Origin of the sequence: Bradyrhizobium commune (assembly GCF_015624505.1) — a bacterium.
Classification (GTDB): domain Bacteria; phylum Pseudomonadota; class Alphaproteobacteria; order Rhizobiales; family Xanthobacteraceae; genus Bradyrhizobium; species Bradyrhizobium commune.
Map to the genome: position 1 here is coordinate 3982710 of NZ_CP061379.1, position 26480 is coordinate 4009189.

Below are 26480 nucleotides of genomic sequence, written 5' to 3' on the forward strand. Positions count from 1 at the left end.
GATCGCGGCAATTCCAATGGTGGGGAGAGCTTAGGCCGTTTCCGACATCAACTCGCGGCCGATCAGCATGCGGCGAACTTCGGACGTGCCCGCGCCGATCTCGTAGAGTTTTGCGTCGCGCCAGAGCCGGCCGACCGGAAACTCGGATGTATAGCCGACGCCGCCGAGCGCCTGGATCGCCTCGCCCGCCATCCACGTCGCCTTCTCGGCAGAATAAAGGATCGCAGCCGCGGCGTCCTTGCGCAGCGTGCGGGCGTGGTTGGCGCGGTCGCAGGCCTTTCCCACGGCATAGACATAGGCGCGCGTGGCCTGCCAGGTCGAATACATGTCGGCGAGCTTGCCCTGCATCAGCTGGAAATCGCCGATCGGCTGGCCGAACTGTTTTCGCTCATGCATGTAGGGCACCACCGCGTCCATGCAGGCCGCCATGATCCCGAGCGGTCCGCCGGAGAGCACGGCACGCTCATAGTCGAGGCCGGACATCAGCACCTTGACGCCGTCGCCGACATTGCCGAGCACGTTCTCGGCCGGCACCTCGCACTCGTCGAAGAACAGCGGATAGGTGTTGGAGCCGCGCATGCCGAGCTTGTCGAGGTGCTGGCCGTGGGTGAACCCCCCAAATCCTTTCTCGATAAGGAAGGCGGTCATGCCGCGCGGACCAGCCTCCGGATCGGTCTTGGCATAAACGACCAGCACGTCGGCATCGCCGCCATTGGTGATCCACATCTTGGAGCCGTTGAGCACGTAACGGTCGCCGCGCTTGTCGGCGCGCAGCTTCATCGAGACCACATCGGAGCCGGCGCCGGGCTCGGACATCGCGAGCGCGCCGACATATTCGCCGGAGATCAGCTTTGGCAGATAGCGCTGGCGCTGCGCGTCGCTGCCGTTGCGGCGGATCTGATTGACGCAAAGGTTGGAATGGGCGCCGTAGGACAGCCCGATCGCCGCCGAGCCGCGCGAAATCTCCTCCAAGGCAACGACATGGGCGAGATAGCCCATGTTGGAGCCACCATATTGCTCCGGCGCCGTCATGCCGAGCAGGCCGAGATCGCCAAAGCGCTTCCAGAGGTCGGCGGGGAACAGATTGGCCTTCTCGACCTCGGCGGCGCGCGGGGCGACCTCCGCCTCGACGAAGGCGCGCACGGTGTCGCGCAGCATGCCGATGTCTTCGCCCAGATCGAAGTCGATGCTCGGGATGTTCAAGGCGAGTCCTCCGAATTTCTTATCGACCCCGAACTTACCCCCGCCCGGGCGCCGCTTCGGTCGAAAAGGTTGCATTTTCCGCCAAGTTTGGCGAGGATTTTCCAAAGGACTTTCGATGCCGTTTCAAACCGCGACCGCAACGCCCCGCCGCGCCATGACCCCCGCCGCCTTTGTCCGCGGCGTGGTCGCCGCCTATGGCCGCTACGGCCGGGATCCGGCCGAGGCGCTGGCCAAGGGACAGGTCACCGGGGACCTCGTCAGCTCGACCGATGGCCGGGTCACGGCGGCCCAGTTCGAGGCGCTCGCCGGCCACGCCATGCGCGAGCTCGACGACGAGGCGCTCGGCTGGTTCTCGCGAAGGCTGCCCTGGGGCACCTATGGCATGCTGTGCCGCGCCTCGATCACCGCACCGACGCTCGAGGTCGCGTTGAAGCGCTGGTGCCGGCATCATCGCCTCCTGACCGAGGATGTGCTGTTCGAGCTTTCGATCGATGGCGAAACGGCGGCGATCTCCATTCGCGAGCTGGGCGACCTCGGCGCCTTGCGCGAGTTCTGTCTCGTCACCCTGCTCCGCTATGTCCTCGGCTTTTCCTGCTGGGCCGTCGATTCCGCGATCGCGCTGCGCGCGGCGGAGTTTCCCTATGCCGAGCCAGGCCACGTCTCGGTCTATCCGACGATCTTCTGCAAGACGATCCGCTTCGATGCGGCCGGAGCCCGCATCGTCTTCGACAAGCACTATCTCTCGCTGCCGCTCACCCGCAGCGCCGCCGATCTCGACAATATGCTGAAAGGCGCGCTGCGACTGACCGTGCTGCCCTATCGGCCCTATCGCCGCGACCGGCTCCTGGTCGAGCGCGTCCGGCGCGTGCTGCGCGAGGCGCGCGGCCGCATTCTCGGCGCGGAGGATATCGCAAGCGAGCTCGCACTCTCCACCCGCACCATGCACCGCCGCCTGCGCGACGAAGCCACCTCGCTGCGCGATCTCAAGGAGGAAGCAAAACTCGAGCTTGCCAAGCAGGAACTGATGCGCGGCCGCACTCCGATCAAGCGGATCGCGGAAATCGCGGGCTTCCGCAACGAGAAGAGCTTTTCCCGTGCTTTTCGCAGCTGGACCGGCGCTTCGCCACGCGAATTTCGCGGCCGATATCGCTGACGCGCAGCCGCGCTCGGCGTCGCGCGACTGTCATAATTTTACGGCCCCCGAGATCAATCCCGGAGGCCGCAAGATCGAAACCGATTCCAACGCTGAGCGTTAGTTCGCGTTCGAACGAGCCTTGGGCTGCTGCTTGGTCTGCTTCGGCTGGAACGCAAGCGCGTCGTTGGTGCTCTTCGAGCCACCGGCCTGCGAGCACGAACCGCCGATGCCGCCGGCCGCCTGGCGGCAGGCTTCCATGGTCGGGTAGCCGCAGCCGTGAGCGGCCTGGGCACCATTGGTGATGCAGAAGTCGTCAGCCTTGGCAGCCGGCGCGGACATCACGAAAAACGCGGATGCAAACAGCGTCGCAGCGGAGGCGACGAACGTCTTGGAGATCGAGGTCATAGTGTCTTTTCCTGCTTAAGGGGTCCCACAAAAGATCCCTCCGTGCGCAGCGCACACTGAGGTTCGCCCAGCGCATTTAAGCCCCTCGCGGCATCCCGCAATCACGCCTCAGCGCATTGCAACTATTCCAAAATCACCTTTCACAAATAGGTGAGTTACTAAGCTTTTGTGACATTATCCGAATCAGCGGAGGCGGCTTGTCCGGCCTCGGTTCTTTCGGAATTTCAGTGAGAAGACCCGTCAGCCTATCCCGTCGGCGCAGCCGCCGTGACCTCCTGAACTGGCAGCGGCACGTCCTTGGCCACGCCGAGGACCGGGAAGCTGCGGACGTTCTTCACGTTCGGCATTGCGGCAAAATGCAGGAGCTGCTGGCGCATGCTCTCGACGCTCGGCGCCACACATTTCAGGAGATAGTCGGTGTCGCCCGAAATCCGCCAGCACTGCTGGATCCGCGGAATGGCGCCAATCGAGCTCTCGAACGCCTCGAGCACCGGCTGGGCCTGGCTGCCGAGCTGGATCGAGACGAACGACACCACCTCATAGCCGATCAGCCGCTCGTCGATCACCGCACGTACCGCCCGGATCACACCACGGCTGAACAGCGATTTCAGCCGCCGCAGGCAGTTCGGCGCCGAGACGCCGACGCGATGCGCGAGCTCGTTGTTGCGGACGCGGCCGTCCTGCTGGAGCTCGGACAATATCCTTAAATCGACGCCGTCGAGCTGGTGACGCCCGGCCATACCCACCTCGTCATGAACCCGTCATGCGAGGTAGCGAAGCACGCGGCGAAATCGCTGCCAAGGGCCCTCGGCGGCGCAGGGGACGGTCTAGTGGGGCCGGTTCAGTGCGTCCAGGGCTCGCCGCGGCGGAAGGAGAAATTGTCGGCATAGGCGACTTGCCGGTGCAGCGAATCCTTCGGCTCGATCACCTGATAGGCGATGCCTTTGCGCTCGCAATAGGCGACCGCCTCCTCCTTGGTGTGGAAGTGCAGCGTGATCTGCTGCTTCATGTCGCCGGACGAGGTCCAGCCCATCAGCGGCTCGACCGCGCGGGGCTGCTCCGGCTCGTAATCGAGCTGCCATTGCTTGGTCTTGGACCGGCCGGATTGCATCGCGTTCTTGGCGGGCTTGAAAATGCGTGCGGTCATTTGGCTGTCCGGCCCTCTTGTCTTTTCGTTCGATTTCGATGCGTCACGGTAGCAGTTGGTGCAAACCGCGGGCATAGTATAGAGACACCTTTCGGGAACTGATCGGTGATTCCGGCGCCCCCGGGTGCCTCACCGACGGGTATAATCATTATGCTGCACTGTGACAATTGCGTACCCGCCCTTCGCCCCGGGGTCCCGCCCGGCGGCGCCGCCGCCCCGGCGTTTGCGCTTCTGTCCGCTTCGAAAGCTCCCGTCGCATGGCCTTTTTGAACGTCAGCGCAACGCTCCCCGAGAAAGGCCGCGATCTCAGGCTCGACCTGTTTCGCGGTGTCGCCAACTGGGCGATCTTCCTCGACCATATCCCCGACAACATCGTGAACTGGGTCACGACGCGCAACTATGGCTTTTCCGACGCCGCCGACCTGTTCGTTTTCATCTCCGGTTACACGGCCTCCTTCGTCTATGCGCGGATGATGCTGGAGCGCGGCTTCATCGTCGGCGCGACCCGGCTCACCAAGCGGGTCTGGCAGCTCTACGTCGCCCACATCATCCTGTTCGTGATCTACATCGCCTCGATCAGCTATCTGGCTCTGCGCTTCGGCGATTCCGAGATGATCAACGAGTTCAACGTCGCCGGCCTCGTCGACAACGCCACCGAGACGCTGCGCCAAGGTCTGTTCCTGCGCTTCAAGCCGCTCAATCTCGACGTGCTGCCGCTCTACATCGTGCTGATGGGCCTGTTTCCGCCGATCCTGTGGTTCATGCTGCGCAAGCCGGACCTGACGATGGCGGTGTCCATCATCCTGTGGCTCTCGGCGCGGCACTTCGGCTGGAATCTGACCGCCTATCCGGCCGGGCAGTGGTACTTCAACCCGTATTGCTGGCAGGTGCTGTTCGTGTTCGGCGCCTGGTGCGCGATGGGCGGCGCAAAGCGTTCGGGCTGGTTGATCAACTCGCGCATCGCGCTCTATCTCTGCTTCGGTTATCTGGCCTTCGCGCTGCTCATGACCATGGCCGGCCGCTTCCCGACGCTGGGCGGCATGTTCCCGCAATGGCTCTATTCGGCGTTCAACCCGAACGACAAGACCAACCTCGCGCCCTACCGCTTCATCCACTTCGTCGTGATCGTGATTCTGGTGATCCGCTTTGTGCCGAAGGAATGGCCGGGCCTGGAGTGGAAGGTCTTCGATCCCGTGATCGTGTGCGGCCAGCAGTCGCTCGCCGTGTTCTGCGTTGGCGTGTTCCTGTCCTTCGTCGGCCATTTCGAGCTCTCGATGAGCTCGGGCTCGCTGTTCGCGCAGCTCTTCGTCTCCATCGCCGGCATCGCGATCATGACGACGGTGGCCTATTACATTTCCTGGTCGAAGCGGCAGGACAAGCCGCTGAAGCCGCCGCCGGCGAAGCCTGCGGCAGCGCCCGTCGCGAAAGCCGCCTGAGCTGTCGCTCAGGCCGCCTCTTCGCCGTCGTACTCGGTGAACTTCTTGTAGATCCAGTCGCGCCCGTCGTGGCGGCGCCAGACCTTGCCGTAGACGAGCTGCCCGTTGATTGACCGGCGCGGCACGATCACCGTCCAGAGATGCCAGATTTCGGTCCAGTTCGATCGCGGACGGAGAGTTTGGGAGGTGAGATCGAAAGCCATGACGGACAACTCGCGCGAAACGAAACGCCGCGACGAATGTGATCTCGTGTGAGGTTGCTGATGGCCTCTCGTCGCGCAGCTCGACTGCCTTGATAACAGTCATCAATGCGGCCGCAACAACCGCTCGCGCTTAACCTAACCGATCAACCTTACTTGCATTGATGCAGACAGGTCGCGTTGCCGGTTGAAACGCCCGCCTATCTTTCCTAAGATACATGCACGATTTGAGAATGAGCGCGCGATTCAAAATCGCGTTCGTGCCGATTTCGAACTTCGAATTTTTGAACTGCGCAGGTTGATGATCATGAATTTGCAATATGCCCGTTTGCAGCTCGCAATCGTATCGCCGCCGCAAGCGCCTCGCACCAAACCGGCCGCAGACGGTGCGCCGAAAGTCGCCAACGACAATTATCCGGTCTGGCCGCTGATCCCGTTTCCGTCCGGCTGGTACGCCTCGAATTGAGCGCCCCAAAAGCGCAACGCCGCGCAAGCGGAGTATCATCGCTTGGCGGCGTCCGTTTAGGCATTGGGCGCTGAAATCCCCAACACCCATATGTCTATGGCGACGCCCAAAGGTTCGATGAATCTTCGGTAATTCTGCGCCGGTAACCCGTTTCAATCCCTGGAAAAATCGCTCAGAAGTCGCGCCGCGCGGCCAACAAACGCCAAGAGTATCGTCAAGAGTATCGTCAAGAGTATCGTCAAGAGTATCGTCAAGGGTACCGTCAAGCGCTTCGCGCCGCTTAGACCCCGCTGGCCGCGGCCGACGCGCCGCTGAGCGCGCCTTGCGAATTGTAGGTCTGCCCTGGCTGGCTGCCAGACTGATTGCCTTGACCGGCCTGGGCGCTGGCGGCGGAGGTCTCGACCTCGGTCGTCCCGTCGGAATAGGTGATCGTCGTCGTCGTGATCCCGTTGACGGTGGTGGAGACCTGGCTGACCACGGTCTTGGACGAGCTGCCGCTGCCTCCCGATCCCGAGCTACCGCCCGCCGATTGCGAGGACGAAGTCGTAGATGTCGACGAGGTGGCAGACGTGGATGAGGTGGCTGACGTCGAGGACGAGGTCGCCGAGGACGATTTCGCGGTGGTCGACGGGGTTGCCGTCACGGCTGCGCTGGAAGAAGCAATCGCACTGATCGACATGAAGACCTCACCTGAAGGAGACGCCGGCACCGTCTGCGTGCCCTGCCTTCCCTTTCAACGCGGCACGCGTCGAAATCAGGCGTCGGCGCGCGTCGATATTTCCGGCCGGAAAGCACGACCAATCCTCCGCCGCCGCCAAAAACCGGGTGAGCTTGCCGCAGATGCCGTTGCGCCTCGCAAAGCTATGCGAGCTGCTCCGTCAAAACCGGCGGCCGGCTCAAGCGCTCACTTAGGCGGATCATTGGTCGCTCAATCGCGATCCACGTGGCGTAGGAAATCAGGCAGCAAGCGAACAGCGCCGCAATACGCCAGATCTCGCAGGCCCATAGCGGCAACGCGAAAGGCAGCCATTGGCCTCCGATGATCGAGGCCACCAGAAATACGATGTAGTGCATCAGGTAGATCGAATAGGAGGCGTCTCCTGCCGCCACGAGCCAGCGGAATGGCCGTCGCTGCCAAGGGAGCTCAAGGCTGACCATGCCGGCTAGGATCAGCGCCATCGATGCCGGCACCGAGAACGGAAAATCGTGGCTTCGCGTCCAGGCAAGGAGCGCCACGCCTGCGGCGATCGGTATCGCGCTGCCGATCCGCGCGAATGGCTTGCGCGCCAGGAACACCAGCACGCCTGCCAGAAAATCAGTTTGCGTCGTGGACAGCAGATGGAACGACCAGGGATTGCCGAGGACCCAGCCCGCGAGCGCGAGTGCGACCAGCGCGACGGCGAGGCCCGGGATGCCGGCAAGCGGCACGCAAATCGCAGCGAGGGCATAGAACACGAGTTCGCGCTCGAGCGTCCAGCTGAGGTCGTAGGCGGGCGCGCCCTGCTGCGGCAGCAGCGTCATCGAGTAGAGGAAATGCCCCAATGGCTGGGGCGCGTACTTGCCCCAAGCGATCAGACCGACAACGGCAACCAGCGCAACCCAGTACATCGGGTAGAGACGGAACACCCGCTTGATCGCGAAGCCGGCTACGGTGAAGGATGATTTTGACGCAACGAGGCAGATTACATAGCCCGAGATCGCGAAGAAGAAGTTCACGCCGAGAAAGCCCCATTTGGCAAGCACCGGAACCGGCAGCCAAGCGCTCTCCGGAAATGCGCCGCGCACGGCGACATACGAATGGAAGTAGGCCACCGACAGCGCGGCGATCGCGCGGGCGGCCTGTAGTCCCTCAAGCTTGTGTTCCTGCGCCATGACCGTCTTGGCTACAGGGATCGATGCTGCCGATCAAGGTTGGGAGGATCGGCACATCGTCGCCGAGATCACGCGGCGCCTGGGTCGGCAACTGGCGGTCGACAACCGGAGGGCTACCGCGACGACGGGGCGGAGCGGCTGCCGCAAATGTTTGAAATTGCTGGTCGGGGCAGCTGGATTCGAACCAACGACCTGCAGTACCCAAAACTGCCGCGCTACCAGGCTGCGCTATACCCCGAATGTCCGGCGAGCCCCGTCGATACACGCTTCCCAACGCGCCAGCAAGCTTCCAAAACCCGCCAGCCAGGGTCCCGAACCGGGCTTATTTGCCGCCGAACAGGGGGTGGCCGACACGGTCGCCGGGGCGGATGCCGTATTTCTGCGCCGTTCCCGCCGGCACCTCCAGCACAGCCCGGGCAAGGCCCTGGGACGAGATGATCCGGGTCGACAGCGGCTCGGTGTTTTCAGCGATGCGCAGGATGCGGCCGTCGGCGCGGATGAAGATCATGTCGAGCGAGACGTAGGTGTTCTTCATCCACATCGAGACTTCCTGCTCGGGATTGAAGTCGAACAGCATGCCTTTGCCGTCCGCCAATTCCTTGCGGTACATCAGCCCGGTCTGCTTCTCCTCGTCCGTCGTCGCCATCTCGACCGAGAACGCCTGCACGCCGTTCTTGGTGACGATCTCGAGCGGCTGGAAGCTCGCAGCGCGGACAGACCCGCCTGCGGCGGCAAGACCGGCGACGACGAGGATGGCCACAAGCCAGCCCTTGGAAAGCCAGTCCTTGGCAACGGACCAGACAGACTTACGATTGACATTCATGAGAGGGCGCTCGGGACGGCAGGCGTGGGACTGGCGCCATCCATACGCGGCGACCGCCGGAAAAGCCAGAAGCGCGCTAGTCCGGCCGCGCGCCTCTGCTCACGAATGCGGGAACATTGGATCCGCTAGTGCGACTGCAATCCCGGCGATCCGGTCTCGGGATGGATCTCGGCCGCCATCATGCCCTTGGAGCCGGGCCCGAAGCGGACCAGCACATACTGGCCCGGCCGCAATTCGGTCATGCCGAAACGGCGCAGCGTCTCCATGTGCACGAAAATGTCGGGAGTGCCCTCCCCGCAGGTCAGGAAACCGAAGCCGCGCAGCCGGTTGAACCATTTGACCTGGGCCCGCTCCAGCCCGCTGGTCGCGGTGACCGTGACATGGGTGCGCGGCGGCAGCATCTGCGCGGGATGGATCGCGGTCGACTCGTCCATCGAGACCACGCGGAAGGCCTGGTAGCCCTTGGCGCGCTGGATGCACTCGACGACGATGCGGGCGCCCTCGTAGGCGGTCTGGAAGCCGTCGCGCCTAAGCACGGTGACGTGCAGGAGTACGTCGGGCCAGCCATTGTCGGGAACGATGAAGCCGTAGCCCTTTGAGGCGTCGAACCATTTGATGACGCCGGTGACCTCGACGAGGTTGGCGCCGGCCTCACCCAATCCGGTGAAGGGGCTGAGCGCGCTGTCGCGACCGACGCTGCCATGCTCGCCTGGCGTGAGCCGCCCCGACGTCGCGCCAGGCGCGGGAACTCCGACCTTTTTGGACTCAAATCCGTCCGACGACCCCATAACCCCGGACCCCACACATGTCATGCGACCCGCCTCGATGGCGGCGTCGAATCACGCGTCTTTCGAGAACCTTCAGAGAATCTTCTCAACTGGACGCGACGCGAATCTTTCGAATCAAAAGATAACACTCCCGGTTGAGAGGCATAGACAAAAAAGAGATTCGCCGGAACCTATGAACAGCTTGCACAGGCGCGAATCAAAAACGACCGTTCAATTACGGACGAACGGCCCGAGCGTTTCGCCGATGTCGTGGCGAATGACGAGGTCGGCGATGTCGTCCTGCTCGGTTGGCTCGCGATTGATGATCACCAAACGTGCACCGGCGTTCTTCGCCATCATCGGAAAGCCCGCGGCCGGCCATACCACGAGCGAGGAACCGATCGCGATGAAGAGGTCGCAATGCTGCGACAGCTCGGTCGCACGCTGCATTTCGTCCTCCGGCATCGCCTGACCGAATGAAATGGTTGCGGTTTTCACCGGCTCATCACACACGGTGCAGTTCGGTGCGGCGCCATCTTTGTCGAAACGCCGCTTTACCCAGTCGAGCTGATAGGCCTGCCCACATCCGATGCAGCGCGCATAAGTGGTATTTCCGTGAAGTTCAATCACGCAGTCGGACGCGAAGCCCGAGGCCTGGTGCAGATTGTCGATGTTCTGGGTGATGACCGCGGGAACCTTGCCGGCACGGTGGAGCGAGGCAAGCGCGCGATGGCCGCGGCCGGGCTTTGCCGCGGCGAAGGTGTCCTCCATCGCGAAGCGGCGGCGCCAGGATTCGTCCCGCGCGTCCTGGCTGGCGACGAACTCGTCGAACGGGATCGGGCGGTTGCGGGTCCAGAGGCCGCCGGGCGAGCGGAAGTCCGGGATGCCGCATTCGGTCGAGATACCGGCGCCGGTGAACGGCACGATGGTGTTCGCTTCGGCGATCATGTCGCCGAGCCGTTCAACGCCGCTTTGGAGATCTGGTGCAATCATCGACAGGTTATCCGTTCCCGGGCACGGCTCTATAGCGTGTTGCAATCCTGTTTTCGGCTAGCTGCAACATGCGCAAGCGACAAGATTGTTGACGCTGTTATCCACCGCAGAAGATCACACGACGCAAATCACGCTCGGCAATTTTTTCCGACCTTCGCTTATCTCAATCCTGCAATGCCTCCTCCCCATTGACGCCCCAATCATAAGCGCCAATGCATGTCTCGAATGCGACTCAACGCGCGATGCGGCGGCCGCGCCTGGGTTCAATAGTGAATACAGTCCAAGCAACGCAATTCAAGTAGCACTGTCCAAGTGTAGATAGGGGATGGACACATGACCGAAGACGAACAACGCAAAACCCGCGAGCGCGAAGAGATCGCCGCACGTGTCGCCGCCTTCCGCGCAACGCAGGAGAAATTCAAGCGCGAGCGCGAGGAATATTTCGTCTCCACACTCGAGAACGCACGTAAGGTCGAGCGGCCTTCGCTCTGGCCTTGAGCTATCGCGAAATCATCGCGCATGAAAAAAGCCCGGAGCATCGCTCCGGGCTTTTCACGTTACGGGATTTCGTTTCAACCATTACCAATGGCGGTAATAGTGGCGGTGATAGTAGGGGCCGCCGTAATAGCCGTACGGGCCGGGGCTGTAATAGGCCGGGCCGTCATAATAGCCGTAGCCCGGACCATAATAGCCGTACGGATGGGACGCCGCGATCGCGCCCGCGGTGATCGCACCGGCCGCCAGACCAAACGCGAGGCCCGGGCCGATGCCGCGCGCCTCGGCGGGCGCCGGCGCCGCAATCGCGGTCACGCCGAGGGCCGCAACGGTCGCGAGAACTGCCAATGTCTTCTTCATGACTCTTCTCCTTCGCATCTGGCGAGACAACGCAGACCGCTCCCGATGGTTCGCGCGGATTGGAACCTGGTCCCGCAGAAAAAATTTCAAAAAGTCGGGAACGACATCGCGTTCCCTGGATTGGACCCTGTAAGTGCGAGAGCCTCCGCCATCCGGGTTCGAGGCGCGCATGAAGACCCCGTCAGTATCCTCCGCGGTGCTGGCGGGGTTTTTGGTTTCGCCAACGCGCGAAAAACTTCGAGGAGGAAAATTGCCGATACCCGCCCTGCTCGCCCGCATCCGCAGGCTCGTGCCCAAAAGCAACGAACGGCACTACGACGAGATCGTCCGCAACTTCAGCGTCGGCGCGCTGCGCCCGCCACCCTCACCGATGAGCGACGGCGAGCTCGCATGCGCCATCGCCGACTTCCTGAAGCAGGCACCGTCGTCGGAAACGGTCGCAGCGCTGGGCCGGCGGCTCGACCCTTCCTCGCCGCTCTGAGCGGCGTTTCTTCTCGGCGAGCCCCCGGAACATGCGCGTGGCGTGCACGTTGACCGTGCCATCAGGACAAGAGGTCCGTCATGCCCGCCTGGCTCGAAATCCTGCTCAACCTATCCGGCTATGCCGGCTTCGTGGCGCTTGCGACCCGCGGCGCCGCCTGCAGCCCTGCGGGCGCCGACGATGGGATCGACGGCGACGAGACTTAATTCGGCACCGCCACAAGGTATCGTTAGGACGAGACCGCGCCTCAGATCTCGGCGAGCCGCTTCAGCGTGGCGCGAAACGACAGGCTGCGATGGCCGGCGACCAGCACGGTGCCGAACACTTCGGCGCCGTCCTCGTTGAACGTTCCGGAAAAGCCGCTCGTGACCTCCTCGCCGCCGAACAGCGGCCGCACGAACGGATCGGCGAACGGCGAATGCTGGTTGGTGGCGAGCTCGCCCTTCCAGGTGCCGTCGCCGACCATGTAGGAGCCGCGCGACCAGAAATACGGCCCGCCGCCGAGCAGCACGCCGTCGCGCAGCACCAGCACGCCGCTGTCGCGGCCCTTCACGCCGTCGAGCATGTGAATGTGGATGGAGTACAGCCCGTTCTTCATGGATGCGCCCGCCGTTCGAAGACGATAGCGCCGGAGCGGGAGAGCGTCGAGATGGCGGCAGACGGTTGGACCCGATCGCCGACCCATTTTGTTCCAGCTTCTATGCCATTTCGTTCTCGAAGAACGAATCGGAATCGACGAAATCAGCGCGCAGCAACTCCTAACAATTGGTTTGCGTCACGCCTTGCGAACGCCTGACGACATCATCGCGGTCGAGGTTGCGCGCGACCGCGACTGGACGTGCGCGAACCGTCACGCTGGCTCGTTTTGACACAGCTTCTGCTCGCAATCCAGGCAGCCACGAGATGTTCTGCGTTCGACTCCATTTCGTTCGCAAGGAACGAATCGGAGTCGCGAAAATCAGCGCGAAGCGTTTCCTAACGAGGCGTGAAGACATTACTGGCTGAGATCGTCGTGCATTCCCGAAGCGCGGCGATTGAACGCCGTGCCAATCGATCCTAGATTGATCGTGTGATCATGAAGGGAGAAAGCCATGCACAGGCTCGCCTTTGTTGCCGTCGCACTGCTTGGATCGGGAATGGCGTCCGCAGAGGAGCCTGCCAAGAAGGCGGATGAGAAGCCGAACAACTGCTTCTACACGGTCGGGGGCCAGTCGATCACCCTTTCGATCGGCGCCAGAATTTGCCGCCGACAGCCCGCCCCCTACAACGACAAATATTCGTTGTTGCGCTGTAACCCGCCGCTCGATGAAATCGACTCCGACGTCAAGCGAGGCGACGCCCGTTGCGAGCGCTACGAAGGCGAATAGAGCTCGCTCACATTGGCCATTCCCGAATGTCCAATTTTCGTCAGGCCGCCTTCTTCGCCCTGCCCTGTTCCTTGCCCTTCTCGGAAAAGCATTCGAGGATCTGAATGCGGAGTTCTTCCGCGGCCGGGCCCTCGACCTTCCTGAGCGCGTTCCAGAGCCTGATCACTTCGCGCTGTTTCTCGACTGTCATGGGTCACCTCCTGAAGTGACTCACTAGAACAAACTGAGAACAAAAAGTCCAGCGCTTTCCGCGAGATTTCCCGGTCACGTCGCCTCGAACCTTTTCGACGACGCAAGGACCTATCAAGGCTGGGGATTTCAGCGCCCAGTCACATGGCAGCGCCGCGATGGACGAACATATTCCGTCACCGCGGCGCTGTTGCTTTTTGGATTCTCAACCTTAAGTTAGGGGCACGCTGACGGCCAGGCGCTGAAATCCCATCGCCGTCGGCGAGAGAGCCCCGTGCGCAAGCGCGGGGTTTTTCTTTTCAGAGAGCGGGCGATGACTCGCGAAGCTTGCGACAAGGAAATCCGGAAGCGCTTGAACCTTTTCAGCGCCGGCGCGTCTTATCGATGAAGCTTCCCCCAGGCTTCCCCCCCATCAGAAAGCCCCGCTTCCCCCAGCGGGGTTTTCGCTTTTTGCCGACCTCGCGTCGCCCGTCTGCGTGCTGCATCCGGCACGCGAAGGCTTGAATCAGACCGAGTCCTTGGCGACCTTCAGCGGCGAGGCCTTGACCGACTTGCTGGCGGGCTTCGCCGCGAACTGCATCGGCTCCTTGGTGAAGGGATTGACGCCCATGCGCGCTTCGGTCGCCGGCTTGTTCACCACCGACATCTTCACGAAGCCGGGAATGACGAACTCGCCGGACTCGTTGAGCTCCTTGTAGCCGACGGTCGCCATGTACTCGATGACCGACTTCACGTCGTTCTTCGCAAGCTGCGTGCCCTCGGCAATCGCATCGATCAATTGAGTCTTGGTCATCTTCGCCATGTCGGGAGTCCTTTGGGATGTCTGGAGTTGTTTGAATCTGGTGCGCGCGAGCCGCGATGCAGCTCTGCCCTGAGAAGCGGTAAAACTACGCAGCGCGCCTGGTTCATGCTTACGGCCATGAAGCGACCGGGCTTAGAGCCTATTAAGGTCAAAAAGGCAAGCCGCAGTTCGCGGTCAGTTCCGTATCTTTTCGTCGCAAGTGCCTGCCGTGCTACGGCAAATCGAATTCAGCAATATCCCCAGAGAGTTCTGCCGATGCATGATCGGATCCGAAGGGCCGCGTGAGCGCAAAGTGCGCGAGCCGCTTCCCCGCGCGACAAACGCGAACAGCGTTTGCGCGGAGATCAGGCACGAACAACAAACGAAACGCTAACTCATTTCGGGGCCGGCGAGCCGTGATGCTGAGCGATCAGCCAGTGACCGTCGACCTTCACCAAAGCAAGCGTCAACCGATACGGGATGACCGTGCCATCCTTCAGCGTAAAGCTCGCGAAGCCGGAGCTGAGCAGAACGTTCGAGCCGACCGCGATGGCCTGCTGATCGCCCATCTTGACCTGGATGCCCGGCGGCAGCTTGCTGAAGTAAGTGCGCACGCCGTCCGAACCGGTGAACAGCTGGGCCGTCGAACCGAACAGCGCTGCATCCTTGGTATAGAGAGCGACGAACTTGTCGGCGTCGCCGGAATTGTAAACCTGCTCCCACTGCGCGCGGACCGCGGCCGCGTCTTCGCTCGGTCCGGCCTTCGCGATCTCGGGCGAGGCCAAGGCCATGAGAATAACGAGAACTGCAATAAGCTTCCGCATCGGATTTCTCCCCCAATAACCGGCGCATCTCGCGGACGCCGTTCCACCAAAGTATCTTCAGCTCAAAAATTTCAACGCAACTCCATCAAAGCACATCCGGCCGCCGGCAGGCTAGAGCCGACCTCATCCTAGCCGATGAAGGCGGCACCTCATCTTTAAACTTGTGGCTGGCCCTGCATTGTTCAGACTTCAGTAACCCAACGCCGCCACTCTCATCATCAGTATCGTTGCGTTGGAGTACCCCAAAAGTGCTGGATTTTGACGAGCTGCGTGAACTCGCAGCCGATGTTCGCGTTTTCGTCGATGTTGCCGAAGACAAGGCCGAGGCGCTCAGAGCGGTGATCGCGGCTTACGACGTGGTGCTGGCGATCTTCCCGTCCGGCGACGGCATGGGCCTCCACGTCATCAAGGGCAAAGCGATCCTGGACAAGATTGCGACATCGCGGACGCATGCGATCTACAGCCACACCGCGATCGCGGTTCCGGACCTCGAGCATGCCGAAGTGCTCAAATATCTCACCGCCCCCGCCGAGCAACGGATAGCCGCCTAGCTCGGCGTACGGAGCGAACGACGCGAATAGGCCAGTGGCGCAGCCACGCCGTTATTCGATCAGTTCGTCGGCACGGGCAAGGAGAAGAGGCGGGATACTGAGCCCGAGCTTTTTTGCGGTCTGAAGGTTGAGCCGCAAATTGAACGTGACAGGTAGCTGGACGGGAATATCGCCCGGCTTTTCTCCTTTCAGGATCTTGTCCACCACCGCCGCCGAACGGCGGAAAATATCTGCGTGGTTCGGTCCGTAGGCAAGCAGCGCCCCCGCTGTCGCGGCGTCGAGATTGGCGCCCATGTACGGCAGGCGATATCTCAGCGCCAGGTCGGCGAGCCGGGATCGTGAATTGAAGATCATCGAGTCCGGGGCTGTCGCGACGGCGTCGAGGCGCTGGGTGCCTGCCCTCTCCATGGCAGCATCAAGATCGGCCGGCGTTCGCGCTTCGAGCACGACGGTCTCGATCCCGAGGCCCTTTGCGGCGGCGCGATATTCGTCGAACACCCGTTGCGGACTTTGCCCGCCGGGATGCACGATCAGACCCATCCGCTTCAGCTCGGGCACGGCATCCCTGAAAATCTGAACCCGTTTGGCGGTGAGATCCTCCGTGACATTCGACATGCCTGTCAGGTTGCCGCCCGGATGGGCCAGGCTCTCGGCAAGCCCGCTGCCGACCGGATCGGCTACGATCACAAAGACGATCGGGATCGTCTTGGTCGCAAGCTCGGCCGCACGCGCCGCCGGAAGGATGGATGCCATGACAACATCGACCTTCAGATCGACAAGCTCCTGCGCCAACGCCGGAAACCTGTCGTATTGCTCATGGGCATATCGGTGCTCGAACAGGATGGTCCGTCCCTCGACGTAACCCAGGCTCTTGAAGCCTTCGGTGAGAGACGAGAAGTAAGCGCCCTCCTCTTCAGCGCTTCCTGCGTGCCAGAGCATGCCGACTTTGGGAACCTTCGCATGGACTTGCGCATGTCCGCGGCCCGGCAGCGCAAGAGCCGCGCTGCCGACAATCGTGACGAATTCTCGCCGGTTCATTTCAACTCAGCTCCCCGTTGCCGCAAGCTAGCACCCTGATCGAACCGGAGATAGAGTCGAGCCAAGGCCCAGCGCAAGGTGAAGGCTCGCCGTCGAACCGTTGCAAGTCCAATGGGCTGATCTACACTATTGCCAGTTCGCCCAGCCCTCGCAAATGCCGGAGATATCATGACCGTCGCATCCCGCCGTGACATGTTGGCTGGTGGCGCGGCACTGGCTGCTGCAACCATTTTGCCATCTGCCGGGCCGACCCGGGCGGCCGCCCCACTCGCCGGAAAGCAGGCTCCGGGCTTCTATCGCTACCAGTTGGGGGATTTCGAGGTCAGCGTCATTTCGGATGGCGCGGTCAGGTTTCCGGTCGAAGGCTTCGTGACCAATGCCTCGACCGATCAGGTCAAGGCCGCTCTCACGGCGGCGTTTCGCAGCACGGAGGGTTTGACCGTCCCGTTCACGCCGATCGTCGTCAACACGGGCGCGAAGCTGATCCTGATCGACACCGGTCTCGGTGATGCCGCGGTCGAGCGCACCAAGGGCAGCGCCGGCCAGTTCGCGTCCAACCTGACGGCTGCGGGCCTCGATCGCAGGGATATCGACGCCGTCGTCATATCGCATTTCCACGTCGACCATGTCGACGGCCTGCTGACCGCGGACAACGAGCCGGCGTTTCCGAACGCCGAGATTTTCGTGCCGGCTGCCGAGCTCGTGTTCTGGATGGACGACGGCGAGATGAGCCGCGCGCCGAAGGGGCGGATCGAAGGGCTGTTCAAGAACACAAGACGGATCATCGCAGCGCTCGGCGGCAAGGTGACGCCATTCGGGGCCGGCAAAGACGTCGTGCCGGGGCTCACCGCCGTCGCAACGCCGGGGCACTCCGTCGGCCACACCTCGTTCGTCCTGTCCTCGGGCAACAGAAGCGTGTTCGTCCAGGGCGACGTCGCCCATATCCCGGTGCTGTTTGTCGAAAACCCCACCTGGCACGCCGCGATCGATCAAGACCCGGTCATGGCCGAAGCCACCCGTCGCAAGATCTACGACATGCTGGTGGCGGAGAAGATGCTGGTTCAGGGCTTTCATTACCCCTTCCCGGCCCTCGCCCATGTCGAGCGGACCGCGAACGGCTATCGCGAGATCTTGGTGCCGTGGAGCACCAGCATCTAGGCGGTTCTGTCGCGCAGGAGTTGTCGCCTCACTGCGGCTTTGCGGTGCTCCGCAACCCGAACATCAGCAAGACGACGGCTGCGATGATGGCCAAGCCGATGAATGCGAATCCGGCGGTGATCACCGCCTCCTTCCAGGGCTCCGCTTCGTGCCCCACCGCCGTGATCGGCGAGAGCGCGGCTGTCCCAAGCACGGCGGCCAAGGTTGTGACGATCCAATTGCCGTACGTTCCAACGAGCAGCGTCCAATAGGCCACCGCCTTGGTTCGTGGCGACAGCCAGACCTCGTTCCAGATGGCGCCGACGGCAAGCACAAACGTGCCGTTCATCACGCCCTCCAGATGGGCGGCCAACCCCATCCTCACATTGGTGAAATGCTGCTCGGCCAGACCGGTGAGCAATCCGATCAGGAATAAGGCCGTGCCGTGCCAGAGGAGGCTGCGTTTGTCATCCGCCATGAGTTTCGCCTCCAGCTGCACGTTCAATCGTCGCCGAGTGGGTGGCGCTACGATGACGGTCCAACAGTGTCATCGTTATTCTTCGTCACGCATTGCAGCAAGCAGATGCATTCGGGTGGCGTTGAGAGCCACGACGCCGCGCTGCGGATCATCCCCTCCCCTGGTGCCCATTCTAAAGACTGGAGGATCGGTCATAATTCGTCTAGTTGTATTCGCCATGCGTCGCATTCAAGGGATGCAGCAATGAACGACAAGCGCCCAGACAGTCTCAGCTATAGCCAGCTCGCATTCGGGGTGATGGTGATTCCCGCTTCGTTCGCCATTCTGTACTTCGGCAATACATTCATGGTCGAGTACGTTGGCCGCTTCACTGGCAGCGCGCGCATTTCCGATTTCATCGATCAGCATTTCGTCTCGGCGAACATCATCTATTTCTTTGCAACTATGCTCGTCATCGCGCCATTCGGCTTTTTGATCTCCTACCTCGAACAGAAGCGCCGAGAAATACATTGGTCCATATTCGCTGGAATGCTCGTCTTCAGCGTGCCTTACATGGCAACCTTCGCGATGGGTGTAGTTGGACTGGTCGGATTCCTGATTGCTTACTGCGGCCCGGTCGTCCGCGACTTCATTGATCACTACCGACTGGGAATTCCCGTCGTCATTGCGCTAGTCATCATCGCTTCGATTTGTTCGTATCTGTCATATCTGGCCCGTTCATTCGGACAAATTGGCTATGGCGTCGTCGAGCTAAGCTTCGGTCTGGCGTCGATTTGCTTTTCAGTGTTCACAGTCGTGATGGCCCCAATATCGGGCAACGCGGACAGGCTGACACCGAGTGAGATCTGGCAGGCCGTTATTGGTTTCCTGGCCGGCGTCTACATCATCGTGCGTGGGCTGGTGAACATTCAGGATGGCTTCAGGCGCGGCGTCCTGACTCCGGAAGCCGTTGGCAAGTTGGTGCGCGTTCTGATCCAACGCTATGGACGCTTTCGAAATAGGAAGGTTTTCGGCCGCAAGAAGGAAGCGACAAACGCGATTGAGTCTGGCGCGAGAGCCCAAGAGATCGCGTCGCCCATGCCCCCGATTACATGACAATGCACTAGAATTACAATTACGGTGACAGTGCACTCAACTGTCACCGTAATTATCGTGTCTCACTTCAGGGGTGCAGTCCAGTTGAGTGCACTGTCACCGTAATTCTCCTAGATCTTGCCGCAGAGGAAGGCTGCGCACGGAAGCCGACCTTGCGCAGAGCCCGTTCTCGTTGATATGCTGGATTATTCAGCGGGGAGTGCCGAACGATGTTCGATGTCTCGCGTCGCGACCTGACACTTGGCGCAGCCGATGCTTGCGCCGCGTTTGGACTGGACAAGCCGATCACGTTCGTCGACGCGGCTTACGATCAGCAGTCCGTCGCGCAGCCATTCCGCAAATACAAGGTCGGCGACATTGAGGTCTTCTCTCTGATTGATGGCATGCGTGACGTTCCGCTGCGGGACGGTATGGTCAGGAATGTCAGCGTCGAACAGGTCAAGACCGCGTTGTGTGGCGCCGGTTTTCCCGACAATCAGGCGCCCCTGCGGTTTATCGTCATGGCGCTCAAGCTGCGCGATCAAGTGGTCCTGATCGACTCCGGTACGGGCGGTCATCCGATTTATGGCGAGGGAAACGGCCGGCTGTTCGAGAGCATGGCAGCGGCGGGTCTCGACCCCAAGGCCGTCAAGACGATCCTCATTTCCCATCTTCATGGCGACCATATTTATGGGCTCATGAACAATGAGAGCGATGCGCAGGTCTTCCCGGATGCCGACATCGTGGTGCCCGCTGCGGAATTGAAATGGTGGACGCGCCCGGGGGTCGAGTCGCTCGATCTCGGGCCGTCACGCAAGGGCCTTGCCCGGCGCATTCAGGCGACGGTGGCGACTTGGAAAAACGTCAGGACCTTTGAGGGAGAACCCGAACTCCTGCCGGGCGTGCACGCCATTGAGGTGCCCGGTCATAGCCCGGGAATGGTCGCGCATCTGGTCGCCTCCGGCGGCGAGCAGTTCCTGATCAGCGCTGACGTGGTCAATCTTGCGCCCCACATTGCAACGCATCCCGAGTGGCAGCTCGCGATCGACCAGGATCCGCAAATGGCGGTGGAAACGCGACGGAAGATCTTCGATCGCGCGGTCGCCGACAGGCTCACCATTTCGGGTACACATTGGTTGATGCCGAACGTCGGCACGCTGGCCAAGGATGGCAACGGCTACGTGTTCGCGGCAAAGGGGTAACATCCTCCGCGACATTAGCCGTGGCTATGGGACGACGACTGTTGCAGGTAGCTGGCGCACCGCTCGAATTACGGTGACAGTGCACTCAACTGTCACCACAATTATCGTGTCTCACTTCAGGGGTGCAGTCCAGTTGAGTGCGCTGTCAACGTAATTCTGCGCTTGTCATCGGCCATGGGTTTCGCCTCCAGCTGTCGCCGTTCAATCATCGTCGCGCAGGTGAGGCTCGCGCCACCCATCGAGCTGCATCAATAGAGCGCACTGTCAAAGTAATTCCCTGTCACCGCAATTCCGCTAGAGCCTCCCTCCTGACAAATATGAATGAGCGGCCGAAGCCCTGTCTTGACCACCTGCGGACTACCGCTTAGGTTTATGACATTACATAATACAATTTCGATTTCGAAAGGTTTGAACCCATGGCTTCCGCGACAGACTGGAGGAAAGAGAAGTTAGCCTCACTATTGCAAGCCGCCTCACATGCAATTAGTCGAGCCCGCTACGTATTTCTTACCTCGAATGTCGCCGGCATTCTAATTTTAGCCGGCTTGTTCAACTCAACCTTCCCATGGCTAAGGAACGCAATTGATCGAGCTGTGACTATGTCGCCTCAGCCACCTCACCTAACCCATCTTCAAAAGGTTTTGTATGAAGATCTCTGGACATTGAGCGTTCCGCTACTTGGCGTAAAAGTGTCCGTGGATGACCTAAGCGTGATTGGGTCCAGCGCATTGTTGGTGATCGCCATCTGGCAGTACTACTGCGTTCGTAGAGAGAATCACGTCATTGACGTAATTACCAAAGAGGCTGAAAAAGCTGAGAGCGACAAGGAGTGTAGAGGATACCTCTACCATGGCGTAGCCCACTATTTTGTTTTCACCACGAGATATTTCGACGACGTAACTCTGAATAAGCAACGAGCCGGCGCAACCGTAGCTTTAAGCATCCTATTTTTTATGCCTGCTTGGATACCATTGCTGAACGTTCTTAGCGACTGTTACACATTGTTCTTCCCCTACAAGGGGTCTCTTACCTTCGTGCAAACTTGGGACACTCTTTCAACTAACGAAAGATGGGAAGCCGTACTGCGAATGTTCTTTGCCATCGTTGTTGGTTCGTTTTCGCTTCTGTACTGCGTGCGATGTCGGGAGTTGGACGGACAAACGCGAGTCAACGTCGAGAAAATGAGGCATCTCGTTTAGGGTAATACGAATTGCGGTGCCAGTGCACTCAACTGTCACCGAAATTACCGTGCGTCACTTTAGGAGGCAGTCCGGCACTGTCACCGTAACTCCAGTTGTGATGCCGTTGCCGTGTGCTAAATTGGGCGTGCAGGCAATAAGGAAATCTCGGATGGACAAATACGTCATTGAGATTGAGAAAGGCGTCGCTCGCCTTATCGCGTTTAGATGGCGCTGCCCGGAGGATTGGGCTGCCAATCTGGATCAAGCCATTCTTAAATACGCGGACTTAGCAGCCCAGTTGCGAGCTGCCAGTCACTGTGGGGCGCGTTCAGGCGTCCGCGTTCTTTAGGGCGGTAACCGCCTTAAATAGGGCGTTCGACGCCTTTCTCAGGCTGGCCTCATGTTGATCTGTGACATCAACCGGCGCAGCACCCGGCGCGTGTTGCGCGACGCGGACTTGACGAAGGTTGAGCGCCATCGAGAGCGTCGTGACGTTGGCGAGTTCGCGCTCCAATTCTTCAATTATCGGACCGTGTTTTGTCATGCCTTCCCCCGGTGCGAAGTCGTGATCGTCGAGGACAGCCCAGCGGCGGCGTAAGGCCGCCAAGGTCAATTCTAACGATCAACAGAAATTGGCGGCATCCGGCGAGAACCTCCTGGTATTTTCCGTGTCAAAATACTGCTAGCTCCAAGGGCCTTGGCCGTCTGTTGAGCTTGGGCCACGACCGCGTAAGCATGCTCAACTTGCTCAGAGTCGAGCGGGATTTCTCTTTGATAAAGATGGCTCCAGCCGGGCTTGAATGCTTCACGAGTGACGTGCTTGACGGCAACTCTCGATGCTTGGAGTTGGCTATGAAAGGCCTCCGCGAAAAACTCCAAGTCCCGATCGCATCGCGGGCACGTGACAAAATGGGTTACTTGCAGGATGCCGATCTCGGCGTGGTGAACGTGACCGCATTCGCAGCAGGTGACGGGCCAAAAGTCATGATCGTTGAGCACTTCTCGCACTCCAAGCACCTACGGTAGTTTAGGCGTTTCAGACACGCCACGCCAGCGCTAGATCGACCCGATCGACAGAATTGCGGTGACGGTGCACTCAATTCGTTCGGCAGGACCGACCCGCCGGCTCCGCGCCCGCAAGCCCGGACCGCCCACTGTCACTGCAATTATCGTGTCTCACTTCAGGGGTGCAGTCCAGTTAAGTGCACTGTCACTGTAATTCTAAAGGTCTTTTGGCGATGTCTCTCGAAACGTCTCCACGAGCCTACTTAGCGCGGCCAACTCACGCCTGCGACGACGAAAACTCGAATAACTAACAATCATCGCAACGATGACTGTCAGAAGCGTCCCTATGCCGAAGACGAGAACCGGAAGCGATCCGATGTCTCCTCGATAGAAACCTAACAAGACCAGGAATGTACAGACCGTCCAACCGGGCGCAATTCTAAGATAAACTTCAGCGAACCGACGCCCCCAGTAGAACCGCGGCAGCGGAGCCATGTATGCAAGTGTCATTATCATCGCTTCCGAACCGTAGCCGAGCCCATTTGGCTTCCAGATTCGGCAGATGATCACAAGTGCATGCGTCAGAGAGCCGATCAGAGCGCACCCTACAATCAATGAAAAAGCGCCGTACGATCGAGCAAGCATTGTAGCTTCGTAGCCGACAATAAAAACGCAAGCTCCGCTAACCGCCAGCAGGGCATTAAATCGGATCGCTTTGGGTAACTCACGAAGGAATATCACTCCTCTCCCTCCGCCTTCCATGCCTCGTAAACTCCTCGACCAAGAAAGCCGATAAGGATAGCTACATCAGAAGCATTCATGATCCATCGGAATGGGAATGCAAACGGTAGTCCTTCGAACGCATCTCCTATCTTCAGGAATTTGAGCAATAGCTCCAGTATTTCCATACCCAGAATGATAATAATCGCCCCCACCAGATGAGAGGCGATCTTGTTCGCTACCACGTATCTGTGCTGCCAAGTTTTTCTGACCTTCTTGCGAACTTCCTGGGACAGAAATTTATCGTCATCGATAACGGTCATGAGGGAGCCCCACGATGGGTCCAACGCCTTGCCATAGCACACGGAAGGGCTGATAATTGCAAGCCTTTCAACTAGGAACGGACTCTGCTTCCGAAGCGAGAGCGTCAGAGTCTCCAGACGTGAAACATATCGATTAGTTGGGCCCACCTCCGTTAGGATTCAGCGACCGAAAGCGACATTCATTGGCTGCCGCACCGCGGGCGCTGCGGTATTATCCATATCTAAATTTCAAGGACGCATCGCCCTCAGCTCCATCCCAGGGAGCAACAACCATGCGATACCTCCACACCATGCTGCGCGTGCGCAATCTCGATGTCGCGCTGACGTTTTACCAGGATGCGCTGGGGCTGAAGGAGGTGCGGCGGATCGAGAACGACAAGGGGCGGTTCACGCTGGTGTTCCTGTGCGCGTCGGACGACCTCGACGCGCTGAGCGACCAGCCCAAGACGCGCGGCGCGCCGCTGGTCGAGCTCACCTACAATTGGGACGAGGAGAAATATGGCGAGGACCGCTTCTTCGGCCATCTCGCCTATGAGGTCGACGACATCTACGCGACTTGCGAGAAGCTGATGAAGGCGGGCGTCACCATCAACCGGCCGCCGCGCGACGGCAACATGGCGTTCGTCCGCTCGCCCGATCTGCACTCGATCGAGCTGCTCCAGAAGGGCGAGCCGAAGGCGCCGGCCGAACCGTGGTCGTCGATGCCAAACACCGGCCACTGGTAGCGTTTTCCCGCAGGAACAAGCCGCACGCCCTCGCGTTCTCTCCTCAACGACATGATTGAAGGAGGACGCGATGGGACGCGGAATTTTGTTGTGGCTATTGGGCGTGCCGATCCCGGTGATCATTCTGTTGTGGCTGTTCTTCGGCCATTGATCATCCGGTCTGTGTTGCAATGAAAGCTTCGCCCCCGGGGCGGAGCTTTTTGCATGAGGGGCTCGCGGCAATCGCCGTCGCGGTTCGCGCGAGATTCCGCTATCACCCGCGCGGGGCAGACTCGTAGCCCGGATGGAGCGAAGCGAAAACCGGGATCTGTCGCCGAAGCACCCCGGATTGCGCTTCGCTCCATCCGGGCTACGACCTAAAAAACGCCGCGGGAGGAGTTTCATGCCGGACCACAAGCTCACAATCTGGGGCCGCGCCAACTCGGTCAATGTGCAGAAGGTGCTGTGGTGCCTCGCCGAGCTCGCGCTGCCCTATGAGCGCATCGACGCCGGCATGGCGTTCGGCAAGACCCGCGAGGCCGACTATCTCGCGATGAACCCCAATGCGCGCGTCCCCACGCTGGTCGAGGGCGACTTCAGCTTGTGGGAATCCAACTCCATCATGCGCTATCTCTGCATGGCGCATGGGCGCGGCACGCCGATCTATCCGGAGGCGCCGAAGGCCCGCGCCGGCGTCGACCGCTGGCTCGACTGGACGCTGTCGATGGTGCAGCCGGTCGACCGCCCGGTGTTCTGGGGCCTCGTGCGCACGCCGGCCGCCGAGCGCGACATGGTCAAGATCCAGCAGGATGCCGATGCCGCCGCCGAGGTCTGGGCGATCGCGGATCGTCTTTTGGCGTCGCGCCGCTTCATGGAGGGCGACGCGTTCACGCTCGCCGACATCGCGATCGGCGCCTATGCGCGGCGCTGGCTCGGCGTCGAAGGCATCAGCCGGCCGGCGCAGCCAAACCTGACGCGCTGGCTCGCCGAGCTCGGCAAGCGGCCGGGATTTGCCCAATTCGTCGCACCGCCGATGTCGTGAGCCGCTGGCGCGGCTTAACGTGCGGTGAGATCGCGATGAATCGTTGTGCCGGCGCAAACCTCACGCATCGCGCCAGCCCTTGACGGCTACTGTGCATGGGGTTGTTTTCGACTTTTTTGTTGTGGAGGCGCCTTAGCGCCAGCCGCGCTCGACCGCGACCACGCAGATGATCAGCACCAGCGTGACGACAGCGGTCGCAAGCCGCGCCGTCCAGCTCAGCCCGCGGCCGACCCACCACAGCAGCGCGCAATACATCAGAGCGGGAACGAGGAGATCGAGCCGCAGCAGGTCCGGCGGCATCGGCGGCTAGCGCCGGACCGCGGCGTCGACGCTGATCGCGCCGCCGATCTTCACGCAGGTCCCGGTCGCCTCCACCATGGTGAAGCCGCGTCCATAGGCGGCGCAGGAGCCTGCCTTGGCCGACCCGGTCGTGCCCTTCAGCGGCAGCGTCTTGCCGGCCTGTGGCGGCTCGGCAGGCGGCAGGCGCAAGGTCTCGCCGTGGCCAGCGGACGCGGCTGCGAGAGCGATCAGGATGAGCACGAGGGCGCGCATGCCCGCCTTGTAGCCCGGACCCGCGCCAGGCGCCATCCGGGCCGCGTGGAGAGGTGTCAGAGGAACCGGATGCCGGCCGACTTGCCACGGCGCCAGACCACCTGGCAGCTCCGTCCGGTCCGGGCATCGCGGGCGAAGGCCATCCGGATCACGCCCGGCAGCTGGCTCGCGTCCTCGTCCATCGTGATCCTGGCGCCCGAGCTCGAAATGTCCTGGACCAGGCAATGCCGTGCCGCGAACCCGCCCTCGAGCGTGATCCAGGCATGCCGCGACAGCAGCTTGCGGGCTGCGCGCTTCTTGGGCTGTGGCATTGGCTTAAAATCTCCCGCTCCAGCGCTACCTCAGGGAACCCTAAGAAACGGTTGAAATCGCCCTCCGAATGATCCCGGGGCCAGCTATCCACCGGGGCCAAAAGTCCGTTCCCGAACCCTTGCCCGCCGGCTCAAAGGCCACTATACGTTCGCCCGCGTCGGCCGCCGGGCACTGTTCGGGCAGCTGGCGGCCGTGCCGCGAAAAGCGGCGGGGCCTT

General features: G+C 61.1%; 37 protein-coding genes and 1 tRNA gene. 15 read left to right on the plus strand and 23 right to left on the minus strand.

All coding sequences use genetic code 11. The features are described from left to right. Positions 1 to 30 precede the first annotated feature (30 nt). Positions 31 to 1158 (minus strand): isovaleryl-CoA dehydrogenase, encoded by a 1128-nt coding sequence (locus tag IC761_RS18745; protein WP_283814517.1) that lies wholly within the window; start codon positions 1156 to 1158, stop codon positions 31 to 33. Between the two features lie 160 nt (positions 1159 to 1318). Here IC761_RS18745 and IC761_RS18750 point away from each other — a divergent pair, with 160 nt between their 5' ends. Then, entirely contained in the window at positions 1319 to 2356 is a 1038-nt protein-coding gene (locus IC761_RS18750) for an AraC family transcriptional regulator (RefSeq protein ID WP_195798138.1), read from the plus strand. A 99-nt stretch (positions 2357 to 2455) separates the two neighbouring features. On the opposite strand, the gene IC761_RS18755 is transcribed toward IC761_RS18750, so the two are convergent. From IC761_RS18755 to IC761_RS18765, 3 genes are all read right to left on the minus strand, one after another. Next, positions 2456 to 2743 carry a DUF3551 domain-containing protein gene (locus tag IC761_RS18755; protein WP_195798139.1) on the minus strand — a complete coding sequence of 96 codons (288 nt, stop codon included), beginning with the start codon at positions 2741 to 2743 and terminating at the stop codon, positions 2456 to 2458. A gap of 245 nt (positions 2744 to 2988) precedes the next feature. After that, positions 2989 to 3483: an Lrp/AsnC family transcriptional regulator gene (locus tag IC761_RS18760; protein WP_195798140.1), complete on the minus strand. Its 495-nt coding sequence runs from the start codon at positions 3481 to 3483 to the stop codon at positions 2989 to 2991. A 101-nt stretch (positions 3484 to 3584) separates the two neighbouring features. Continuing rightward, entirely contained in the window at positions 3585 to 3890 is a 306-nt protein-coding gene (locus IC761_RS18765) for an ETC complex I subunit (RefSeq protein ID WP_195798141.1), read from the minus strand. Positions 3891 to 4147: 257 nt separating this feature from the next. Between IC761_RS18765 and IC761_RS18770 the strand changes: the two genes are divergently transcribed. Further along, positions 4148 to 5326 carry an OpgC domain-containing protein gene (locus IC761_RS18770; RefSeq protein ID WP_195798142.1) on the plus strand — a complete coding sequence of 393 codons (1179 nt, stop codon included), beginning with the start codon at positions 4148 to 4150 and terminating at the stop codon, positions 5324 to 5326. An 8-nt stretch (positions 5327 to 5334) separates the two neighbouring features. Here IC761_RS18770 and IC761_RS18775 read toward each other — a convergent pair whose 3' ends face one another. Beyond that, a complete protein-coding gene (locus IC761_RS18775; protein WP_195798143.1) occupies positions 5335 to 5529 on the minus strand; it encodes a hypothetical protein in 195 nt (64 codons plus the stop codon). 184 nt (positions 5530 to 5713) lie between these two features. Here IC761_RS18775 and IC761_RS18780 point away from each other — a divergent pair, with 184 nt between their 5' ends. Then, entirely contained in the window at positions 5714 to 5992 is a 279-nt protein-coding gene (locus tag IC761_RS18780; protein ID WP_195804889.1) for a hypothetical protein, read from the plus strand. A gap of 280 nt (positions 5993 to 6272) precedes the next feature. Here the strand turns inward: IC761_RS18780 and IC761_RS18785 are convergent, their stop codons facing one another. From IC761_RS18785 to IC761_RS18810, 6 genes are all read right to left on the minus strand, one after another. Beyond that, the gene (locus IC761_RS18785; protein WP_195798144.1) at positions 6273 to 6671 is read right to left on the minus strand and encodes a hypothetical protein; all 399 of its coding nucleotides are present in this window, start codon (positions 6669 to 6671) and stop codon (positions 6273 to 6275) included. A gap of 182 nt (positions 6672 to 6853) precedes the next feature. Then, positions 6854 to 7864, minus strand: a complete 1011-nt coding sequence (locus tag IC761_RS18790) for an acyltransferase family protein (protein WP_195798145.1) — start codon at positions 7862 to 7864, stop codon at positions 6854 to 6856. Between the two features lie 161 nt (positions 7865 to 8025). Next, positions 8026 to 8102 (minus strand) — tRNA-Pro (locus IC761_RS18795). A gap of 84 nt (positions 8103 to 8186) precedes the next feature. Beyond that, entirely contained in the window at positions 8187 to 8687 is a 501-nt protein-coding gene (locus IC761_RS18800) for a DUF192 domain-containing protein (protein WP_195798146.1), read from the minus strand. Positions 8688 to 8812: 125 nt separating this feature from the next. Further along, complete coding sequence (locus IC761_RS18805) at positions 8813 to 9475, minus strand: cold-shock protein (protein ID WP_195798147.1); 663 nt, start codon at positions 9473 to 9475, stop codon at positions 8813 to 8815. Positions 9476 to 9685: 210 nt separating this feature from the next. Continuing rightward, positions 9686 to 10447 (minus strand): SIR2 family NAD-dependent protein deacylase, encoded by a 762-nt coding sequence (locus tag IC761_RS18810; protein WP_195798148.1) that lies wholly within the window; start codon positions 10445 to 10447, stop codon positions 9686 to 9688. A gap of 333 nt (positions 10448 to 10780) precedes the next feature. Here IC761_RS18810 and IC761_RS18815 point away from each other — a divergent pair, with 333 nt between their 5' ends. After that, a complete protein-coding gene (locus IC761_RS18815; protein WP_195798149.1) occupies positions 10781 to 10945 on the plus strand; it encodes a hypothetical protein in 165 nt (54 codons plus the stop codon). Between the two features lie 81 nt (positions 10946 to 11026). Here the strand turns inward: IC761_RS18815 and IC761_RS18820 are convergent, their stop codons facing one another. Then, positions 11027 to 11302 carry a hypothetical protein gene (locus tag IC761_RS18820; protein WP_195798150.1) on the minus strand — a complete coding sequence of 92 codons (276 nt, stop codon included), beginning with the start codon at positions 11300 to 11302 and terminating at the stop codon, positions 11027 to 11029. Between the two features lie 169 nt (positions 11303 to 11471). Here IC761_RS18820 and IC761_RS18825 point away from each other — a divergent pair, with 169 nt between their 5' ends. Together IC761_RS18825 and IC761_RS36085 are read left to right on the plus strand one after the other, a co-directional pair. After that, complete coding sequence (locus IC761_RS18825) at positions 11472 to 11783, plus strand: hypothetical protein (RefSeq protein ID WP_246791269.1); 312 nt, start codon at positions 11472 to 11474, stop codon at positions 11781 to 11783. Positions 11784 to 11863: 80 nt separating this feature from the next. After that, a complete protein-coding gene (locus IC761_RS36085; RefSeq protein WP_283814441.1) occupies positions 11864 to 11989 on the plus strand; it encodes a hypothetical protein in 126 nt (41 codons plus the stop codon). A gap of 41 nt (positions 11990 to 12030) precedes the next feature. Here the strand turns inward: IC761_RS36085 and IC761_RS18830 are convergent, their stop codons facing one another. Beyond that, positions 12031 to 12381: a GrlR family regulatory protein gene (locus tag IC761_RS18830; protein ID WP_195798151.1), complete on the minus strand. Its 351-nt coding sequence runs from the start codon at positions 12379 to 12381 to the stop codon at positions 12031 to 12033. A 493-nt stretch (positions 12382 to 12874) separates the two neighbouring features. Between IC761_RS18830 and IC761_RS18835 the strand changes: the two genes are divergently transcribed. Beyond that, complete coding sequence (locus IC761_RS18835) at positions 12875 to 13150, plus strand: hypothetical protein (RefSeq protein WP_195798152.1); 276 nt, start codon at positions 12875 to 12877, stop codon at positions 13148 to 13150. 40 nt (positions 13151 to 13190) lie between these two features. Here IC761_RS18835 and IC761_RS18840 read toward each other — a convergent pair whose 3' ends face one another. From IC761_RS18840 to IC761_RS18850, 3 genes are all read right to left on the minus strand, one after another. Then, positions 13191 to 13340 carry a hypothetical protein gene (locus IC761_RS18840; RefSeq protein WP_195798153.1) on the minus strand — a complete coding sequence of 50 codons (150 nt, stop codon included), beginning with the start codon at positions 13338 to 13340 and terminating at the stop codon, positions 13191 to 13193. Positions 13341 to 13844: 504 nt separating this feature from the next. Beyond that, positions 13845 to 14141: an HU family DNA-binding protein gene (locus IC761_RS18845; protein ID WP_027531020.1), complete on the minus strand. Its 297-nt coding sequence runs from the start codon at positions 14139 to 14141 to the stop codon at positions 13845 to 13847. Between the two features lie 374 nt (positions 14142 to 14515). Beyond that, positions 14516 to 14944, minus strand: coding sequence for a nuclear transport factor 2 family protein (locus tag IC761_RS18850; protein ID WP_195798154.1), 429 nt, complete (start codon positions 14942 to 14944; stop codon positions 14516 to 14518). Positions 14945 to 15192: 248 nt separating this feature from the next. On the opposite strand from IC761_RS18850, the gene IC761_RS18855 reads away from it, so the two are divergent. Further along, the gene (locus IC761_RS18855) at positions 15193 to 15495 is read left to right on the plus strand and encodes a hypothetical protein (RefSeq protein WP_195798155.1); all 303 of its coding nucleotides are present in this window, start codon (positions 15193 to 15195) and stop codon (positions 15493 to 15495) included. Between the two features lie 51 nt (positions 15496 to 15546). Here IC761_RS18855 and IC761_RS18860 read toward each other — a convergent pair whose 3' ends face one another. Continuing rightward, entirely contained in the window at positions 15547 to 16533 is a 987-nt protein-coding gene (locus IC761_RS18860) for an ABC transporter substrate-binding protein (RefSeq protein ID WP_195798156.1), read from the minus strand. Positions 16534 to 16701: 168 nt separating this feature from the next. Here IC761_RS18860 and IC761_RS18865 point away from each other — a divergent pair, with 168 nt between their 5' ends. Further along, positions 16702 to 17691 carry an MBL fold metallo-hydrolase gene (locus IC761_RS18865; protein WP_195798157.1) on the plus strand — a complete coding sequence of 330 codons (990 nt, stop codon included), beginning with the start codon at positions 16702 to 16704 and terminating at the stop codon, positions 17689 to 17691. Positions 17692 to 17719: 28 nt separating this feature from the next. On the opposite strand, the gene IC761_RS18870 is transcribed toward IC761_RS18865, so the two are convergent. Beyond that, on the minus strand, positions 17720 to 18169 hold the full coding sequence (locus IC761_RS18870; RefSeq protein ID WP_246791270.1) for a styrene oxide isomerase: 450 nt from the start codon (positions 18167 to 18169) through the stop codon (positions 17720 to 17722). A 222-nt stretch (positions 18170 to 18391) separates the two neighbouring features. Here IC761_RS18870 and IC761_RS18875 point away from each other — a divergent pair, with 222 nt between their 5' ends. The 3 genes from IC761_RS18875 (at position 18392) to IC761_RS18885 (ending at position 21623) form a co-directional block, all read left to right on the plus strand. Next, positions 18392 to 19243 (plus strand): hypothetical protein, encoded by an 852-nt coding sequence (locus tag IC761_RS18875; protein WP_195798158.1) that lies wholly within the window; start codon positions 18392 to 18394, stop codon positions 19241 to 19243. Positions 19244 to 19452: 209 nt separating this feature from the next. Then, entirely contained in the window at positions 19453 to 20424 is a 972-nt protein-coding gene (locus IC761_RS18880; protein WP_195798159.1) for an MBL fold metallo-hydrolase, read from the plus strand. A gap of 416 nt (positions 20425 to 20840) precedes the next feature. Then, complete coding sequence (locus IC761_RS18885; RefSeq protein ID WP_195798160.1) at positions 20841 to 21623, plus strand: hypothetical protein; 783 nt, start codon at positions 20841 to 20843, stop codon at positions 21621 to 21623. A 310-nt stretch (positions 21624 to 21933) separates the two neighbouring features. Here IC761_RS18885 and IC761_RS18890 read toward each other — a convergent pair whose 3' ends face one another. Further along, complete coding sequence (locus tag IC761_RS18890) at positions 21934 to 22212, minus strand: hypothetical protein (protein WP_195798161.1); 279 nt, start codon at positions 22210 to 22212, stop codon at positions 21934 to 21936. Between the two features lie 128 nt (positions 22213 to 22340). Here IC761_RS18890 and IC761_RS18895 point away from each other — a divergent pair, with 128 nt between their 5' ends. Then, positions 22341 to 22631, plus strand: a complete 291-nt coding sequence (locus IC761_RS18895) for a hypothetical protein (RefSeq protein WP_195798162.1) — start codon at positions 22341 to 22343, stop codon at positions 22629 to 22631. A gap of 716 nt (positions 22632 to 23347) precedes the next feature. Here IC761_RS18895 and IC761_RS18900 read toward each other — a convergent pair. Next, a complete protein-coding gene (locus tag IC761_RS18900) occupies positions 23348 to 23653 on the minus strand; it encodes a hypothetical protein (protein ID WP_195798163.1) in 306 nt (101 codons plus the stop codon). 272 nt (positions 23654 to 23925) lie between these two features. On the opposite strand from IC761_RS18900, the gene IC761_RS18905 reads away from it, so the two are divergent. Together IC761_RS18905 and IC761_RS18910 are read left to right on the plus strand one after the other, a co-directional pair. After that, positions 23926 to 24378: a VOC family protein gene (locus IC761_RS18905; RefSeq protein WP_195798164.1), complete on the plus strand. Its 453-nt coding sequence runs from the start codon at positions 23926 to 23928 to the stop codon at positions 24376 to 24378. A gap of 382 nt (positions 24379 to 24760) precedes the next feature. Next, complete coding sequence (locus IC761_RS18910) at positions 24761 to 25399, plus strand: glutathione S-transferase family protein (protein WP_195798165.1); 639 nt, start codon at positions 24761 to 24763, stop codon at positions 25397 to 25399. A 132-nt stretch (positions 25400 to 25531) separates the two neighbouring features. On the opposite strand, the gene IC761_RS18915 is transcribed toward IC761_RS18910, so the two are convergent. Genes IC761_RS18915 through IC761_RS18925 form a run of 3 tightly spaced genes read right to left on the minus strand, consistent with a single transcriptional unit; the run spans position 25532 to position 26262 of the window. Next, positions 25532 to 25699 (minus strand): hypothetical protein, encoded by a 168-nt coding sequence (locus tag IC761_RS18915; RefSeq protein ID WP_195798166.1) that lies wholly within the window; start codon positions 25697 to 25699, stop codon positions 25532 to 25534. 6 nt (positions 25700 to 25705) lie between these two features. Beyond that, a complete protein-coding gene (locus tag IC761_RS18920) occupies positions 25706 to 25951 on the minus strand; it encodes a hypothetical protein (RefSeq protein ID WP_195804701.1) in 246 nt (81 codons plus the stop codon). Positions 25952 to 26007: 56 nt separating this feature from the next. Continuing rightward, a complete protein-coding gene (locus IC761_RS18925; RefSeq protein ID WP_195798167.1) occupies positions 26008 to 26262 on the minus strand; it encodes a PilZ domain-containing protein in 255 nt (84 codons plus the stop codon). Positions 26263 to 26480 lie beyond the last annotated feature (218 nt).